At 65.5% G+C, this 15123-nt stretch carries 14 protein-coding genes; 4 read left to right on the top strand and 10 right to left on the bottom strand.

The window, feature by feature from the left end; translation table 11 throughout:
• Positions 1–12: 12 nt before the first annotated feature.
• From BXA07_RS04940 to BXA07_RS04910, 7 genes are all read right to left on the bottom strand, one after another.
• On the bottom strand, positions 13–588 hold the full coding sequence (locus tag BXA07_RS04940) for a HutD/Ves family protein (protein ID WP_076566175.1): 576 nt from the start codon (positions 586–588) through the stop codon (positions 13–15).
• Positions 588–1976: a formimidoylglutamate deiminase gene (locus tag BXA07_RS04935; RefSeq protein WP_076566173.1), complete on the bottom strand. Its 1389-nt coding sequence runs from the start codon at positions 1974–1976 to the stop codon at positions 588–590. Before BXA07_RS04935 ends, BXA07_RS04940 begins: the two co-directional genes overlap by 1 nt.
• Positions 1961–2764 carry an N-formylglutamate deformylase gene (gene hutG, locus BXA07_RS04930; protein WP_076566171.1) on the bottom strand — a complete coding sequence of 268 codons (804 nt, stop codon included), beginning with the start codon at positions 2762–2764 and terminating at the stop codon, positions 1961–1963. The genes BXA07_RS04935 and hutG overlap by 16 nt, the downstream gene beginning before the upstream one ends.
• Before the next feature lie 20 nt (positions 2765–2784).
• Positions 2785–4344, bottom strand: coding sequence for a histidine ammonia-lyase (gene hutH / locus BXA07_RS04925; protein ID WP_076566169.1), 1560 nt, complete (start codon positions 4342–4344; stop codon positions 2785–2787).
• A 19-nt stretch (positions 4345–4363) separates the two neighbouring features.
• On the bottom strand, positions 4364–6067 hold the full coding sequence (hutU, locus tag BXA07_RS04920; RefSeq protein ID WP_076566167.1) for a urocanate hydratase: 1704 nt from the start codon (positions 6065–6067) through the stop codon (positions 4364–4366).
• 106 nt (positions 6068–6173) lie between these two features.
• The gene (locus BXA07_RS04915; protein WP_083708061.1) at positions 6174–7847 is read right to left on the bottom strand and encodes an amidohydrolase; all 1674 of its coding nucleotides are present in this window, start codon (positions 7845–7847) and stop codon (positions 6174–6176) included.
• A gap of 67 nt (positions 7848–7914) precedes the next feature.
• Positions 7915–8529 (bottom strand): GNAT family N-acetyltransferase, encoded by a 615-nt coding sequence (locus BXA07_RS04910; RefSeq protein WP_076566164.1) that lies wholly within the window; start codon positions 8527–8529, stop codon positions 7915–7917.
• A 119-nt stretch (positions 8530–8648) separates the two neighbouring features.
• On the opposite strand from BXA07_RS04910, the gene BXA07_RS29970 reads away from it, so the two are divergent.
• From BXA07_RS29970 to BXA07_RS29960, 3 genes are read left to right on the top strand one after another with little or no spacing between them, the layout of a single operon-like run.
• Positions 8649–9716, top strand: coding sequence for a hypothetical protein (locus BXA07_RS29970; RefSeq protein WP_139335434.1), 1068 nt, complete (start codon positions 8649–8651; stop codon positions 9714–9716).
• Positions 9604–10170, top strand: a complete 567-nt coding sequence (locus BXA07_RS29965) for a hypothetical protein (protein ID WP_139335433.1) — start codon at positions 9604–9606, stop codon at positions 10168–10170. Before BXA07_RS29970 ends, BXA07_RS29965 begins: the two co-directional genes overlap by 113 nt.
• A gap of 13 nt (positions 10171–10183) precedes the next feature.
• Positions 10184–10687 (top strand): hypothetical protein, encoded by a 504-nt coding sequence (locus BXA07_RS29960; protein ID WP_139335432.1) that lies wholly within the window; start codon positions 10184–10186, stop codon positions 10685–10687.
• A gap of 42 nt (positions 10688–10729) precedes the next feature.
• Here BXA07_RS29960 and BXA07_RS04895 read toward each other — a convergent pair whose 3' ends face one another.
• From BXA07_RS04895 to ada, 3 genes are all read right to left on the bottom strand, one after another.
• Positions 10730–12406 (bottom strand): mechanosensitive ion channel family protein, encoded by a 1677-nt coding sequence (locus BXA07_RS04895; protein WP_076566161.1) that lies wholly within the window; start codon positions 12404–12406, stop codon positions 10730–10732.
• A 75-nt stretch (positions 12407–12481) separates the two neighbouring features.
• The gene (locus BXA07_RS04890) at positions 12482–13171 is read right to left on the bottom strand and encodes a 2OG-Fe(II) oxygenase (protein WP_076566160.1); all 690 of its coding nucleotides are present in this window, start codon (positions 13169–13171) and stop codon (positions 12482–12484) included.
• Positions 13168–14223, bottom strand: coding sequence for a bifunctional DNA-binding transcriptional regulator/O6-methylguanine-DNA methyltransferase Ada (ada, locus tag BXA07_RS04885; protein ID WP_076566501.1), 1056 nt, complete (start codon positions 14221–14223; stop codon positions 13168–13170). The genes BXA07_RS04890 and ada overlap by 4 nt, the downstream gene beginning before the upstream one ends.
• A 180-nt stretch (positions 14224–14403) precedes the next feature.
• Between ada and hutC the strand changes: the two genes are divergently transcribed.
• Positions 14404–15123, top strand: a complete 720-nt coding sequence (gene hutC, locus BXA07_RS04880) for a histidine utilization transcriptional repressor HutC (RefSeq protein WP_076566158.1) — start codon at positions 14404–14406, stop codon at positions 15121–15123.

Here is a 15123-nt window from a genome sequence, read left to right as displayed (position 1 = left end):
TGTCTTTCCTTCCTAGATGAACAGGTCGACGCGCAGCACGGCCGTGCGCTGCAAGGCGTCGAGCCGCCATTCCTGCGCATCGTCGGCGTCCAGCAGCAGCGCGTCATGGCGGGCCAGTGCGAACTGCTGGTCGCTTGAGCGCGCCAGCACGGCACCCTCGCCGGCGACAAACAGCAGGGTCGTCGTGCTGCGCCGCAGCAGCCTGCCCGGCGCCGTGATTTTTTCCAGTTGGTGGCGGCAGCGCTCGCGCCGCGTCATCACGTTGAAATCCGTCGTCGGCCCCTTGACCTGCGCCACGACGGCCGCTTCGCCGGGAAACCACAGCATCGGCTGCGCCGCGCTCAACACCACCTTGCGCGCGCCCTCAAACGTCAGCTGCACGCTGTCGCCATCGACCAGCATCAGGCTGCGGTCGATGCCGGGAAAGCTGGAAAACGGCCCGCTGGCCGTGATCGTCGCCAGGCTGATGCGCCAGTCAAAATCGTCGAAACCGGCGTCCGGGGGAGAAATGGCGATTTCCGTCGTGCTGCCGCCGCCATTTTTCCACGGCGCGGCGCGCAGGTATTCCTGTGGAATGAAGGTCGCCATCAGAGCGCCCTCAGTTGCGCCAGGGTGCGCCGGTAGGCGGTGGCGATGGCCTCCTGCGCCACGTGGCGCCCATCGCGCACCTGCCACCGGCCGCCGCACAGCACGTCGCGCACCAGATTGTCGTTGCCGCAAAAGAGAAAACTGCCCAGCACATCGGCGATGGCCGCGCCGCACAGGTTCACGTGCGCGTCGTCGAGCACCAGCAAGTCGGCGCGGCTGCCTGGCGCCAAAGCACCGAGCTTGCGCCCGGACGCCTGTGCCCCGCCCCGCATGGCCGCCTGCCACAGATAGTCGCCCACATGGCGCTGCTGCGGCGTGGTGGCCACATTGCGCTGCTGGCGCTGCAGGCGCTGGCCGTATTCGAGCCAGCGCAACTCTTCCACGGGCGACTGCGACACGTGGCTGTCGCTGCCGACGCCGAAACGCCCGCCGGCGGCGATGAATTCGGCCAGCGGGAACAGGCCGTCGCCCAGGTTCGCCTCCGTCGTCGGGCACAGGCCCGCCACGGCGCCGCTGGCCGCCATCCGCGCCACTTCGTCAGGCTCCACGTGCGTGGCGTGCACGAGGCACCAGCGCGCATCGACGTCGACCTGATCGTACAGATACTGCACCGGGCGCCGGCCGCTGTAGTCGAGGCACTGGCGCACCTCGCCCTGCTGCTCGGCGATGTGGATGTGGATGGGGCGATCCGCGGGCAGCGCTTGCGCCACTTCGCGGATCTGCGCCACGCCGGCGGCGCGCAGCGAATGGGGCGCAAAGCCCACTTCCACCTGCCCGCCGCGCTGCGGCGCCAGCGCCTCGACGATGCGCAAGACATCGTCCGCCCCCGTGCGGAAACGCGCCTGCTCGGGCTTGAGGGGCTGCTCGCCGAAGCCCGCATGGCTGTACAGCACGGGCAGCATGGTCATGCCGATGCCGCTGATGCGCGCCGCCGTCAGTACCCGTTCAGCCGTTTCGGCGGGACGCGCATACAGGTCGCCAGCCGCATCGCGCTGCAGGTAGTGGAATTCGCAGACGGACGTGTAGCCATGGCGCAGGCATTCGGCAAACAGCTGCGCGGCGATGGCCTCCATCTGCTCCGGCGTGATGTGGCGCGCGAAACGGTACATCAGCTCACGCCAGGTCCAGAAGCTGTCCGGCGCATCGCCAGCGCCATCGCCGGCGACTTCCGTCATGCCGCCCAGCGCCCGCTGGAAGGCATGCGAATGCAGGTTAACCATGCCGGGCAAGACATATTCGGCCACTTCCGCGCCTGACGGCGGCGTGGCGCCCTCCTTGACGTGCGTCAAGTCGCCGGCCGCATCCCATTCCAGCAGCACGTCGCGGCGCCAGCCTTGCGGCAGCAGCGCGTGGCGCGCGAACAGACAGGTACTCAACGCGCCACCCATGCGACGGCCGCTTCCATCATCCGGCGCAGCAGCGGCTGCACCCGGGCCGCCAGGTCGGGCCGGTAGCCGAATGGCGCCGATTCGTCCATGCCAGGTTCATTCATGTACAGGCACTGGCACATCTCGAGCTGGATCGCATGCACGCGCTTGTCCGGCTGGCCGTAATGGCGCGTGATATGCCCGCCCTTGAAGCGGCCGTTGAGCGCCACGGTAAACTGTTCCTGCGCGCGCGCGATGTCCACCACGGCGGACGTCAGGCCCGCATCGCAGCTGGCGCCATCGGCCGTGCCGAAGTTCAGGTCGGGCAGCTTGCCGTCAAAGAAGCGCGGCACATGCGAGGCGATGGAATGGGCATCCCACAGCACCACGGCGCCATGCACGCGCAGCAGCCGGTCCAGTTCCGCGCGCAGCTGCGCATGATACGGCGCCCAGTAGCGCTGCAAGCGGCGCTGCACGTCGGCCGCATCCGGTTCCTTGCCGGCCAGGTACAGCGGTTCGCGGTGGAAGGTATCGTTGGGCAGCAAGCCCGTCGTATCCTGGCCCGGGTACAGATTCGTGTCTTCCTGCGGGCGGTTCAGGTCGACGGTGTAGCGCGACCAGCGCGCCGACAGCACCGACGCGTCCATCTCCTGCAAAAAGCCATACAGCTCGCGCAAATGCCAGTCCGTGTCGGCCTTGATCAAGGCCCGCGGCGTCATGCGCGCGGCGATATCGTCCGGTATGTCGGTGCCCACATGGGGCATCGACACGAGCAGCGGGATGCTGCCTTCGTTGAAGCGGAAATCCATGCCTGTCTCCTTGCTCCCGCTTAAGCGTACAGCGGGGCGAACAAATTCTTGCAGGTGCTGCTCAATTCGCCCTGCAGCACCATCTGCTTGGCCGCTTCGATGTCGGGCGCAAAGAAGCGGTCGGCGTCGAAGAACGGCACCTTCTGGCGCAGCTGGTGATGCACGTGCTCCAGGTGCGGCGAGGTTTTCAGCGGACGGTGGAAATCGATGCCCTGCGCGGCGGCCAGCAGCTCGATGCCGACGATGACGGCCGTGTTGTGCGCCATGTCGTCCAGGCGGCGCCCGGCGAACGTGGCCATGCTCACGTGGTCTTCCTGGTTGGCGGACGTGGGCAGGCTGTCGACGCTGGCCGGGTGCGCCAGCGACTTGTTTTCCGACGCCAGCGCGGCGGCCGTCACGTGGGCGATCATGAAGCCGGAATTGACGCCCGGGTCGCGCACGAGGAAGGGCGGCAGGCCCGAGAGCGTGGCGTCGATCAGCAGGGCGATGCGGCGCTCGGCCAGCGCGCCGATTTCGGCAATCGCCAGCGCCAGCGTGTCAGCGGCAAACGCCACCGGCTCGGCATGGAAGTTCCCGCCCGAGACGATCTCCGCCTGCCCGTTGGGACCATCCTGGAAGATCAGCGGATTGTCCGTGACGGCATTGGCTTCGATCAGCAGGGTACGGCCCGCATTGCCGATCAGATCGAGGCAGGCGCCCATGACTTGCGGCTGGCAGCGCAGGCTGTACGGGTCCTGCACGCGCTCGTCGCCTTCCAGATGCGAGGCGCGGATGGCGCTGTTGGCCACCAGCTGGCGGTACATCTGCGCGGCCAGGATCTGCCCCGGCTGCCCGCGCACGGCGTGCACGCGCGCGTCGAACGGCGCGTCGCTGCCCTTGGCCGCGTCGAGCGACAGCGCGCCCGTGACCATGGCCGCTTCCAGCAGGCGTTCGGCCATGAACAGGCCATGCAGCGCCAGTGCGTTCGACACTTGCGTGCCGTTGATCAGGGCCAGGCCCTCTTTCGCCGCCAGCACGACGGGCGCGATGCCTGCCTGCGCCAGCGCCTCGGGCGCCGGCATCAATTCGCCGTTGACGCGCACGTCGCCCACGCCCAGCATGGCCAGGGTCATGTGCGACAGGGGCGCCAGGTCGCCCGAGGCGCCGACGGAGCCCTTGGCGGGAATGGCCGGCATGATGCCCGCGTTGTACAGGGCGATCAGGGTATCGACGATCAGCGGGCGCACGCCGGAAAAGCCGCGCGCCAGGCTGCCGATCTTCATCAGCATGATCAGGCGCACGACGGCGTCCGACAGCAGTTCTCCCGTGCCGACGGAGTGCGACAGGATCAGGTTGCGCTGCAACTGCTCGAGTTTTTCATCGGGGATGCGCGTCTTGGCGAGCAGGCCGAAGCCCGTGTTGATGCCGTAGGCCGCATCGCCCTTGGCGACGATGGCCTGCACGGCGGCGGCCGACGCCTCGATGACGGGATAGGCCTCGGCGGCGAGGATCAGTTTCGCGGGTGCGGCCCAGACGGCGCGCAGGTCGCCCAGGGTCATCGCGCCCGGCTTCAGGGTCCAACTTTTGGCATGCTGTGTCATAGTCATTCGCATCAAGGTCTCAAGGAAGCATGGGAAGAATCAGGCCGTTGCGCTTGGCGCAGGCGGCCGCCGTTTCATAGCCGGCATCGGCATGGCGCATGACGCCCGAGCCGCTGTCGTTGACCAGCACCCGGGCCAGGCGTTTCGCCGCGCTGTCCGTGCCGTCGGCCACGATGACCATGCCCGCATGCTGAGAATACCCCATTCCCACGCCGCCGCCATGGTGCAGCGAGACCCAGGTGGCGCCGCCGGCCGTGTTCAGCATGGCGTTGAGCAGCGGCCAGTCGGAGACGGCGTCCGTGCCGTCCTTCATGCTTTCCGTCTCGCGGTTCGGGCTGGCGACGGAACCCGTGTCCAGGTGGTCGCGGCCGATGACGATGGGCGCCTTCAGTTCGCCCGTGCGCACCATCTCGTTGAAGGCCAGGCCGGCGATGTGGCGCTCGCCCAGCCCCAGCCAGCAGATGCGCGCCGGCAGGCCCTGGAAGGCGATGCGCTCGCGCGCCATGTCCAGCCAGTGGTGCACCTGCTTGTGGTGCGGGAACAGCTCCTTGATCTTCGCATCCGTTTTATAGATGTCTTCCGGGTCGCCCGACAGGGCCACCCAGCGGAACGGCCCCCGCCCTTCGCAAAATTGCGGGCGGATGTAGGCGGGCACGAAACCGGGGAAGTCGAAGGCATTTTGCACGCCCTGGTCGAACGCCACCTGGCGGATGTTGTTGCCGTAATCGACGGTATGCACGCCCATGGCGTGGAAATCGAGCATGGCCTGCACGTGGGCGGCGCAGGAATCGGCGGCGGCCACCGTCAGGCGCGCGTGGCGCTGCGGGTCCTGCTGCGCCGCCTTCCAGTCCGACACGCTCCAGCCGCGCGGCAAATAGCCGTTGACCAGGTCGTGCGCGGACGTCTGGTCCGTCACCAGGTCCGGCACCAGGCCGCCCGCCTTGGCGCGGCGCACCAGTTCCGGCAGCACTTCGGCCGCGTTGCCCAGCAGGCCAATCGAAATGGCTTCCTTGCGCTCCGTATGGTATTTGACCAGCGTCAAAGCTTCGTCCAGGCTGGCGGCCTGCTTGTCCAGATAGCGCGTGCGCAGGCGGAAATCGATGCTGCTTTGCTGGCATTCGATGTTGAGCGAGACGGCGCCGGCCATGGTGGCGGCCAGCGGCTGCGCGCCGCCCATGCCGCCCAGGCCCGCCGTCAGGATCCAGCGCCCGGCCCAGTCGCCGCCGAAATGCTGGCGGCCCGCCTCGGCGAAGGTTTCATACGTGCCCTGCACGATGCCCTGCGTACCGATGTAGATCCAGCTGCCGGCCGTCATCTGGCCGTACATGAACAGGCCCTGGCGATCGAGTTCGTTGAAGTGTTCCCAGTTCGCCCATTTCGGCACCAGGTTGGAGTTCGCGATCAGCACGCGCGGCGCATCCGCGTGGGTCCGGAACACGCCCACCGGCTTGCCGGACTGGATCAGGAGAGTCTGGTCGTCTTCCAGTTCGCGCAGCGAGGCGAGGATCTGGTCGAAGCAGGCCCAGTTGCGGGCGGCGCGGCCGATGCCGCCGTAGACGACCAGGTGCTGCGGATTTTCCGCCACTTCCGGGTCCAGGTTGTTTTGCAACATGCGGTAGGCCGCCTCGGCCTGCCAACTCTTGCAAGCCATGACCGTGCCGCGCGGGGCGCGGATGGTACGGCTGGCATCAAAGCGTGGATCGGTGTCCATTGTGCTGTTCATGCTGTCTCCTCGTAGGGTGCGAGCGGACATGCGTGGTCCGCTCTGGTACTCCCAGCATAGGTTGTCTATACAACCAAGTCAACAGGTTTTTGCAGCTGTCAAATCCTTACTTTTTCTCGAACACGCGCTTGCCCGCCACCCACGTCTGCAGCACCTGCGTCTTGCCGATGGCGGCTGGTGACACCTTGAACAGGTCCTGGTCGACGACGATGAAATCCGCCCATTTGCCCGCTTCCAGCGTGCCGATGACCTTTTCCTGGTGAGCCGCCCAGGCCGCGTCGAGGGTGAAGCAGCGCAGCGCCTCGGTGACTGTCATGGCTTGCTGCGGATACCAGCCGCCGGCCGGAAACCCCTCGCTGTTTTGCCGCGTGACGGCCGCGTGGATGCCCTCGAACGGGTTCGGCGACTCGATGGGGAAGTCCGAGCCGCAGGCGATGCGCGAACCCTGCTTGAGGAAGGTGCGCCACGCATACGCGCCCTTGATGCGCTCGTGACCCACGCGCTGCTCCGCCATGTTCTGGTCGGACGTGGCGTGCGTCGGCTGCATCGACGGCACGATGCCCAGACTCTTGAAACGGGGGATGTCGGACAACTGCACCACCTGCGCGTGCTCCATGCGGTGGCGCAGGCCCACGCTATGGTATTGCGCGATCAAGGCTTCATAGCCGTCGAGAATTTGATGGTTGCCCGCGTCGCCGATGGCGTGCACGTTCACCTGGTAGCCGGCGCGCATGGCTTTTTCCATCTTCGCGCGCATGGCGTCGTCCTTGTAGAACAGCAGGCCGCGGGTAGAAGGATCGTCGCTGTACGGCGCCAGCAGGGCCGCGCCGCGGCTGCCCAGGGCGCCGTCGGACAGCAGTTTGACGGCGCGCAAGGCGTACATGTCGCGCGCATAGCTTTTTAATGGGCCGCTTTTTGACAATGCGTCGAAGTCTTCCGTCGTGTCGGCAATCATGCCGTACACGCGCACCGTCAGCTTGCCGTGGTCCGCATAGTCGCGGAACAGCCGGTCCTGCATCTGGCCGATGCCCGCATCGTGCACGCTGGTCAGGCCCACTTGCGACAGCTGCGCCAGCGCGCCATCGAGGGCGGCGCGGTTTTCCACGTCGCCGGGCTTGGGCAGCACGGCATCCATCAAGTCCATGGCATTATCGACCAGCACGCCGGTGGCGTTGCCGTCCGCATCGCGTTCTATCTTGCCGCCGGCCGGATCCGGCGTGGCGCGCGTGATGCCGGCCAGCGCCAGCGCGCGGCTGTTGGCCCAGCCCGCGTGGCCGTCGACGCGGCGCAGCCACACGGGCCGCGCGCTTTCCGCTGCATCGAGTTCCGCGGCCGTGGGAAAGCGTCCCAGCTTCCAGATTTCCTGGTTCCAGCCGCTGCCGACGATCCAGTTGCGCTGCGGATGCGCGCGGGCGAAGTCGCCCACGGCCTGCACGGCGGCCGGCAGCGACGACGAACCGTACAGCATCACGCCGCTGGCGATCGTCCCGAGGCCGAACACGTGGCCATGCGCGTCGATCAGGCCCGGCAGCACGGTCTTGCCCTGCACGTCGACGTGCAGGGCGCCCTTGGCCGCCTTGCGTTTCACCTGCGCAGCGCTGCCGACGGCGAGCAGCTTGCCAGCGTCGTCAAACGCCAGCGCCGTGAAACGCACTACCTTGCCGTGCGCGTCGAGCGTGTAGCCGTTGGCATTGTCGATGACGGTATCGGCGTGAGCGTGGCCAAGGGCGCCCAGGCAGGCGAGCGTGAGCAGGGTACGGCGCAAGGGCAAGGTCGGCATTTCCATCTCCAGGTCTTTTAATAAATGAGTGAAAAGACGAGTGTATAGAAATTGGCAAAATGGTCAATCAGGCAGCGTGCGGCGGCCTTACCATCAGCCAGTAATCGCAGCCCGTGACGGCTTCCGCGTAGCGTCCCGCCACCGCGAAGCCCAGGCGGCCGTAGAACGGCAGGCTGCGCTCGTTGTACGTCTCCAGGAAGCACGCGGCCCCCGCCGCATCGACGGCCGCCAGGCCCGGCGCCAGCACGGATGTGCCCAGTCCCCGCCCCTGCGCGTCCGGCGCGATGCCGGCGATCGACAGATACCACGCGTCCTGCAGGGCATGCGGCGCCAGCGCGTGCTCCATGTTCCCGACGATGGCCGAAAAGTGTGCAAAGCCGCGCTCCCCCAGCAGCGCGCGTAAGGCGTCCTCGCGCTGCGCGTAGGCGGCCTGGCGCAGCGCCGCCGGCGTATCCGTCGTCCAGATGGCGGCGCCATTGCCCCCGTCATCAGCCAGGTCGACGCGCCCCGCCTGCTCGCCCTCGGTCAGCGCCAGCGCAAAATACGCTTCCAGCATGGCCAGCCGCGCCGTTTCGTCGTCGCCGCAGGCCACCGTGACGGCGCGGTAAAACGGGTCGCCGATCAGGGCGGCGGCCAGGCTGCGGGCGGTGCGGGAGGCTTCGGTGTGGGATGGGCTGGACATGGGATCTCTTTCTGTTCATGAAAACGCCCGGCATCTTAACGCAAGCGCCCAGGCCTTGCGCCGAGTCAATACCTCCCCGCCGCCGCTGGCCTACGCTGGCGTTTTATCGCGGAGGTTCCATGGCCAGGCACCATGTCATCAGCACCACCGCTTGCGACGTGTTCTTCAAGCTTGTGGCCCATCAAAAGAAAAGCCTGGGCGCGCGCTTCGACAGCATGATCGTCACCTTCAGCGCCGACGGCCAGCCCGTGCTGGGCGCCACCCTGCGCAACGCGACTAGCGGCTGCGAACTGCACCGCCTGGCCGGCCAGCCCGACGAATGCTGGTGCTGCGGCTACGACGAGCAGCTGGAATTCGTCTCGCAAAACAAGGTGCCGCTGGCGCACGCCGACTACCGGCTCACCTTGAGCAATGGCGAAACGTGGACGGGGACGACGGATGCGAAGGGACGCACGGGGCGCGTGGCCAGCAAGCGGGAAGAGCAAATCACGACGGTGGAATTTTTCCCACAAGAAGACAGCCTTCCCTGCCGCTCTGCTGCACCAGACCCAGTGGCTTCGACGGCGATCATAGTGGAGCTACAAGACGTAAAAACGACCGACAAGGATCTCGATACATCAGTAAAACAGGTAAAAATCGATAGCATGGCTCGCCCGCTTACCCAGGGTGAAATAGACATGGCATGGATGATTTTCGAGGATGCCGTCGACTATAGCAAAGTCAAAATTCACAAGAGGCCTTATCTATGGCTGTTCCAACCAAAAAACACTGCCATGACACCCAATGGGGAAATGTACTTTCATGAGTCGAGATTTCTGGACGATTTTTCTAGTACTGATAGGATCCGGCGCCGTTGGTTCATTCACGAAATGGTCCATGTTTGGCAGTATCAACAGAGATACCCGGTGGCAATGCGGGGCGCATTCAGAATTGGGTTGGACTATAACTATGAGCTCAGCCACACAAAAAGACTAGCTGACTACAACATGGAAGCACAAGGGGATCTACTGGCTGACTACTATGCGTTAAAGTATTTGAAGCATCCTCCAACGATGCAACAGGAGCAATATGCCAATGACCAAGCACTATACGAAGAAGTACTCAGTGACTTTTTCACAGACAGAAAAAGCGAAAAAAATTTACCTGGCGGCAATATCGAGCGTACTCCTCTCGTCGATATCCCTTGAAGTATCCGCAAGATCGCGCATCGCCGACGCAGAAGTAAGTTCGGTTGACGGCGTACCGTGTTTCACAATCTCGCAGAAGGAAGAAAGTCGCAACGGCCAGCCACTCCTGGGAGCACTCAGCATTTCAGACCTGTCAGAAAAGCCCGTCGTTGGTGTGTGGAGTTTTTATATGACTGGTGGAAAAAAAGTACCGCTCTCGTCAAAAAGCTGCCTTCGGTATGGTGACCTTCCCCAAGGAGCGAACGGCATGCCCGCCCCTGAACTGCAAACAGGACGGGTCTACAGCATTTTCCTCAATGGAAGACCAAATGATACTGCAGACCCTACCTATGGCTACATGGGAAAGTTTTGCATAGTAGCCACGGCCACTGGTGAACGAAAAATCATCGCCATTGGCAGCGACACGCCAGCGTGGAAACAGGATAGTTGCCCGGAGCATTCGCTCATCAGATAGTGCAAGGATCGCCATGCCATATCGTCACACACTGTTATTCCTGCTTGCCGCCTTGACGAGCATGGATGCATCGGCGTGGTCGCGCATGGGCACAGCCGCCATCATGACGGAGGCGGGCCTTCCCTGCTTCAAGATTGCCAGCGAAGAGGAACGCTCAAGGGGACCAGTCAGCCTGAAGATGCTGACGATCAGCACAGCTGGGCCGAATGGCTGGAACAACGTATGGACGGTCATGTTTCCCAATGCCTCGTTTGGCGATCCCAGCTATCGTCTGCCAAACAAGGGATGTGTGCGCTATGGCAAGGCCCCCGAGGGGGCCGAGAGCAGCGATGCCGCGCCGCTGGTGGCAGGAAAAGTGTATGGCGTATCCTTCCTGGGAAGGCCGACCTCCGCGTCCGATCCCACTTCGCGCTACTCGGCAGATTTCTGCCTGCTCGCGGCACCCGCCGGGGGATTCCAGGTGATTCAGCTGACAAATGGCAAGAATACCTGCGCTCCCGAGGAAAAACCAAGATAGCGCGTGCCATTGCATCCGTCACGCACAGACCACGCCTCGCGTTCAAGACTTGGGGGGGACCACCTCAATCGATTCCTCCCCCCGCTTCGCCGGCGCCCTGAACCATTCACCGGGCGGCACCACGTGCGATTCCTTCGGGTCGTCGATGTAGTGCGGCGAGGTGATCTGCACGTCGAATTCGTTGAAGACGTCGATGATATTCTGGTGCAAGCGGTTCAGCACTTCGGCGCGCTGGCGGGGGACTTCGGCGCTGGCGTAGGCGACAAGGCGGTATTGCACGTAGTAATCCTGCAGGGCCAGCTGCATCACGTACGGTTTCGGCGTGGTCGACAGTTCCGTCGTGCGCGACGCGGCCAGTTCCAGCATGGCGTGCACCTGCCGCCATGGCGTGGCGTAGCCGATGGTGACGGTGGAGTCGAGCACGAAGCCGCCGCCGGGCTGGGCGCGCGAATAATTCTTGGTCGTTTGCGACATCACCCAGGCGTTCGGCAACGCAACTTCCTCGCCCAGGCCCGTGCGCAGGCGCGTCTCGAACATGCCCAACTCGACCACCGTGCCCTCGCTGTCGCCCACGCGCACATATTCGCCCTTGCGCAGGGCGCGCGTGTACATGAGGATCAGGCCGCTGGCGCCCTGGCCCACGATGCTCGACGCGCCGATCGACACCATCAGACCCACCAGCACGGACAGGCCCTGGAAGGCGGCCGTGTGCGAACCGGGCAGGTAGGGGTACGCCATGGCCAGCGCGAACAGCCAGATCACCACGCTGGCGATGCGGCGCGTGGGCAGGGCCGTGTCCTTGTCGAGCCAGCCGATCTGCAATTCGCCGCTTTCCACGCGCTTGAACAGCGAAGCGGCCGTGGCGGCGATCAGGCGCGCGATGGCGAAGATCACGCACACCAGCACCAGCCCCGGCAAGGCGCCGATGATGGCGTGGAAGACGTCGGCCGCCACGTCGAACAGGTAGCCGCTCAGGCTTTCGCCCCACGAGCGCGTGTACGGCAGGCGGCCCAGCACGAAGGCCGCCCACAGATAGGTGGCCATCAGGCGCAAGCCCCACAGCACGGCGCTCAGCAACTGGTAGGCGAAGGCGATGTAGTGCTCGGCATCGAGCACGCGCACGTTTTTCAGGCGCACGTCGCGCAGGCGCGAGGCCAGCAGGATGCCGCTGCGGCGCTTGGCCCAGCGGTACAAACGCGTCAGCCCCATCCACACGAGCCAGAACACGAGGGTGGCGGCCGCGCACACGGCGGCGGCGATGGCCAGATAGCGCCAGCTGCTCTGCTCGCGATAGTCAAACACGGCCTTGCTCAGCTCCTCGGCCGCCGTTTTCGCCACGCTTTCCGTCGTGTCGCCGGCCAGCTGGTTGACATCGCCAGGCACGACGACGAACAGCTGCACGCCGTCGAGCAACACCTGCGTGCCTTCGGGAATCATGCGCGTGCTTGCCTGCAAGGGGCCGTTCTTGGCCAGCACGCCTTCCAGGCGGCGCTGCGCACCGATGGCCCGCTCATCGGGCGGATAGCCGGCCAGCGCGGCGCGGAAGACGAATACCTTGCGATTGGCGAACATCAGTGGCGCCGTCTTGACGGCCGCGGCATGCGCGGGCGCCATGGCGCTCGCAGCTTCCGCAACGAGCGAGGAAGCGCCCTCGTCCGCGTGGGCTGCGGGCAGCAGGAAGATCGTCAACAGGCATAACAGGCGGAGCAACGCGGACATGGCAGGAATGAAAGAGTGACAAGGAGTAGCCATCATGCCATGTAATTGCGGAAACTCAAGCGCCGCACCTACCGTTCAGCTCGCATCATGGAAAATGATGCCCAGGGTGTGGCGCAAGCCCGAGCGCAGGCGCGACACGCCATGGCGCATGTTGACGCGGTAACTGCCGCGCGTGCCGTTGACGGGGCGTTGCGCGACGGGAAAGACCACGGCGTCGCCTTGCGCCAGCGGCACCACCTCGGCGCGCGACTGCATGCGCGGGCGCTGCTCCGTCAGCACGAACTCGCCGCCCGTGAAATCATCTTGCGGGCGCGACAGCAGCACGGCCAGCTGCAGCGGAAACACGTGCTCGCCATACAGGTCCTGGTGCAGGCAGTTGTAATCGTCCTTGCGGTAGCGCAAGAGCAAGGGCGTGGGCCGCGTCTGGCCAGCCGCATGGCAGCGCGCGAGGAAATCGGCGTGGCTGGAGGGAAAGCGGCTATCGAGGCCCATGCTGGCGTGCCAGCGGTTGGCAATCGCCGCCAGCGGCCCGTACAGCTGTTCGCGCAAGGCGGCCACCACATCGGGCAGCGGATAGGCCCAGTACTGGTACTCGCCCTGGCCAAAGCCATGGCGCTGCATCACCACCCTGCTGCGAAAGCGCGACGCCTCGTCATACTGCGCCGCCAGCGCCCCGCACTGCGCAGGATTGAGCAAGCGCGGCACAACGGCGCAGCCGTATTGATTCAGATCATCCTCGATCTGCCGCCAGTCCAGCGCCATCATGCCTTCCCTTCGCGTTCGAGCAGCGCCTGCTTGCGTTCCACGCCCCAGCGGTAGCCGGACAGCGCGCCATCGTTGCGCACGACCCGGTGGCAGGGAATGGCGACGGCCAGCGCGTTCGCGGCGCAGGCGCCCGCCACGGCCCGCGCCCCGTTCGGCGCGCCAATGCGACGGGCCAGCTCGGCGTAGCTGACGGTGCTGCCGGCGGGAATCTCGCGCAAGGCTTGCCACACGCGCTGCTGGAACACGGTGCCGCGCACGTCTAGCGGCAAGTCCAGGCCGATCGCGGGCGCCTCGACCAGTCCCACCACCTGCGCCACCGTCCGTTCGTAGTCCGCTTCGGCGCCGCGCAGCTCGGCTTGCGGAAAGCGGTCCTGCAAGTCGCGCAGCAGCACTTCCGGATCATCGTCGATCAGAATGGCGCAGATGCCCTTGTCCGTGCTGGCCACGAGGATGGCGCCCAGCGAGCAGGCGCCAATGGCAAAGCGGATCACGGCGCCGCTGCCGCCGGCGCGGAATGCGCCCGGCGTCATGCCCAGCAAGCCCGGCGTGGCGGCGTACAGGCGGCCGCTGGAATTGAAGCCGGCCGCATACAACGTTTCCGTGACGTTCGCCGCGCCCTGCAAGCCGGCCTTCAGGCGTTCGCCGCGCCGCGCCGCCGCATAGGCCTTCGGCGTGATGCCCGTGTGCGCCTTGAAGACGCGGTGAAAGTGAAAGCGGCTCATGCCGGCCGCCCTGGCAAGGCTGTCGAGATCCGGCAGCGCATCGCTGGCGTCGATCAGGCGGCAGATGTCGGCCACGATGGCCGCCTGGCGCTGGGCCAGCGGCGGCAAGTTCGGCTGGCAACGCAGGCAGGGGCGGAAACCGGCCGCCTCCGCCTGCTCGCACGTGGCGTGGAAAGCCACGTTGCGGCGCAAGGCGGGACGCGCCGCGCAGGAGGGGCGGCAATACACGCCCGTCGTGCGCACCGAGTAATAGAAGACGCCGTCGGCGTCGGGCGCGCGCCGCTGCAGGGCATCCCAGCGTTCATCGTCAGTCAGGTAAGCGTGTTCCATGGCGAACTCCGTGCAGGTCAATAGTATGTCGCCAGCATAGCCAGTGCCGGCCGGCGCCACACTCCGGCGCTTGCTTTTGAATTCAAAAAAGGCTGGCGGCGCCCGCCTTGCTCGGTGCTAAAATCGGCCATCGCGCCTCCAGCCGGCGGCGCGCCCTGCCCGCGCCCCGGAGAAAACGCATTGGACGATCACAATACCCAGGAAAATACGCCCATTTTCCAGCGCATCAAGGATTTTCTGCTGGCCGGCATCGCTGCCGGGCGCTGGAAGGAAGGCGACGTAATTCCCTCCGAGCAAGCCCTGGTGAAGCAGTTCGGCGTCTCGCGCATGACGGTCAACCGCGCCGTGCGCGAGCTGACGAGCGAACAAATACTGACGCGGCGCCAGGGTTCCGGCACCTATGTGGCGCAGCAAAAATACCAGGCGACCTTGTTGGAAATCAAGAGTATCGCCGATGAAGTGCGCGCGCGCGGGCATATCCACCGCAGCAGCCTGCAATTGCTGGAACGCACCAAGGCCACCGATTTACTGGGCAAGCAATTCGGCCTGGCCGCCGAGCACCCGCTGTTCCACTCGCTGATCGTGCATTTCGAAAACGGCGTGCCGATCCAGGTGGAAGACCGCTGGGTCAACCCCGAGTGCGCGCCCGACTACATGACGCAGGATTTTTCCAGCATCACGCCGAACGAATACCTGATGGCCGCCGCGCCCCTGCAAGGCGCCACCTACAGCATCGAGGCGCTGTCGGCGCCGCGCGACATCGCCGAAATGCTGGCCATCGACACCAAGCAGCCTTGCCTGGTGCTGCGCCGCCAGACGCGCTCGGGCGGCAGGATCGCCTCGATCGCCACCATGTGGCATCCAGGACACCGCTATCAGTTCGCCGGCAGCTTTAGCTGA

It is taken from the genome of Janthinobacterium sp. TND4EL3, assembly GCF_900156175.1.
Lineage (GTDB): Bacteria > Pseudomonadota > Gammaproteobacteria > Burkholderiales > Burkholderiaceae_D > Janthinobacterium.
The sequence above is the reverse complement of the archived record's forward strand: the minus strand, read 5'-3'. Positions and strand labels throughout refer to the sequence as shown.

Bases quoted from the DNA above. Each gene is read 5' to 3' on its own strand.
- BXA07_RS04910 (WP_076566164.1), bottom strand. From the start codon at position 8,529: ATGTCCAGCCCATCCCACACCGAAGCCTCCCGCACCGCCCGCAGCCTG.
- BXA07_RS04935 (WP_076566173.1), bottom strand. From the start codon at position 1,976: ATGGGTGGCGCGTTGAGTACCTGTCTGTTCGCGCGCCACGCGCTGCTG.
- BXA07_RS29970 (WP_139335434.1), top strand. From the start codon at position 8,649: ATGGCCAGGCACCATGTCATCAGCACCACCGCTTGCGACGTGTTCTTC.
- hutH (WP_076566169.1), bottom strand. From the start codon at position 4,344: ATGACACAGCATGCCAAAAGTTGGACCCTGAAGCCGGGCGCGATGACC.
- BXA07_RS29960 (WP_139335432.1), top strand. From the start codon at position 10,184: ATGCCATATCGTCACACACTGTTATTCCTGCTTGCCGCCTTGACGAGC.
- BXA07_RS04940 (WP_076566175.1), bottom strand. From the start codon at position 588: ATGGCGACCTTCATTCCACAGGAATACCTGCGCGCCGCGCCGTGGAAA.
- BXA07_RS04890 (WP_076566160.1), bottom strand. From the start codon at position 13,171: ATGATGGCGCTGGACTGGCGGCAGATCGAGGATGATCTGAATCAATAC.
- BXA07_RS04915 (WP_083708061.1), bottom strand. From the start codon at position 7,847: ATGCCGACCTTGCCCTTGCGCCGTACCCTGCTCACGCTCGCCTGCCTG.
- hutU (WP_076566167.1), bottom strand. From the start codon at position 6,067: ATGAACAGCACAATGGACACCGATCCACGCTTTGATGCCAGCCGTACC.
- hutG (WP_076566171.1), bottom strand. From the start codon at position 2,764: ATGGATTTCCGCTTCAACGAAGGCAGCATCCCGCTGCTCGTGTCGATG.
- BXA07_RS04895 (WP_076566161.1), bottom strand. From the start codon at position 12,406: ATGTCCGCGTTGCTCCGCCTGTTATGCCTGTTGACGATCTTCCTGCTG.
- BXA07_RS29965 (WP_139335433.1), top strand. From the start codon at position 9,604: ATGACCAAGCACTATACGAAGAAGTACTCAGTGACTTTTTCACAGACA.
- ada (WP_076566501.1), bottom strand. From the start codon at position 14,223: ATGGAACACGCTTACCTGACTGACGATGAACGCTGGGATGCCCTGCAG.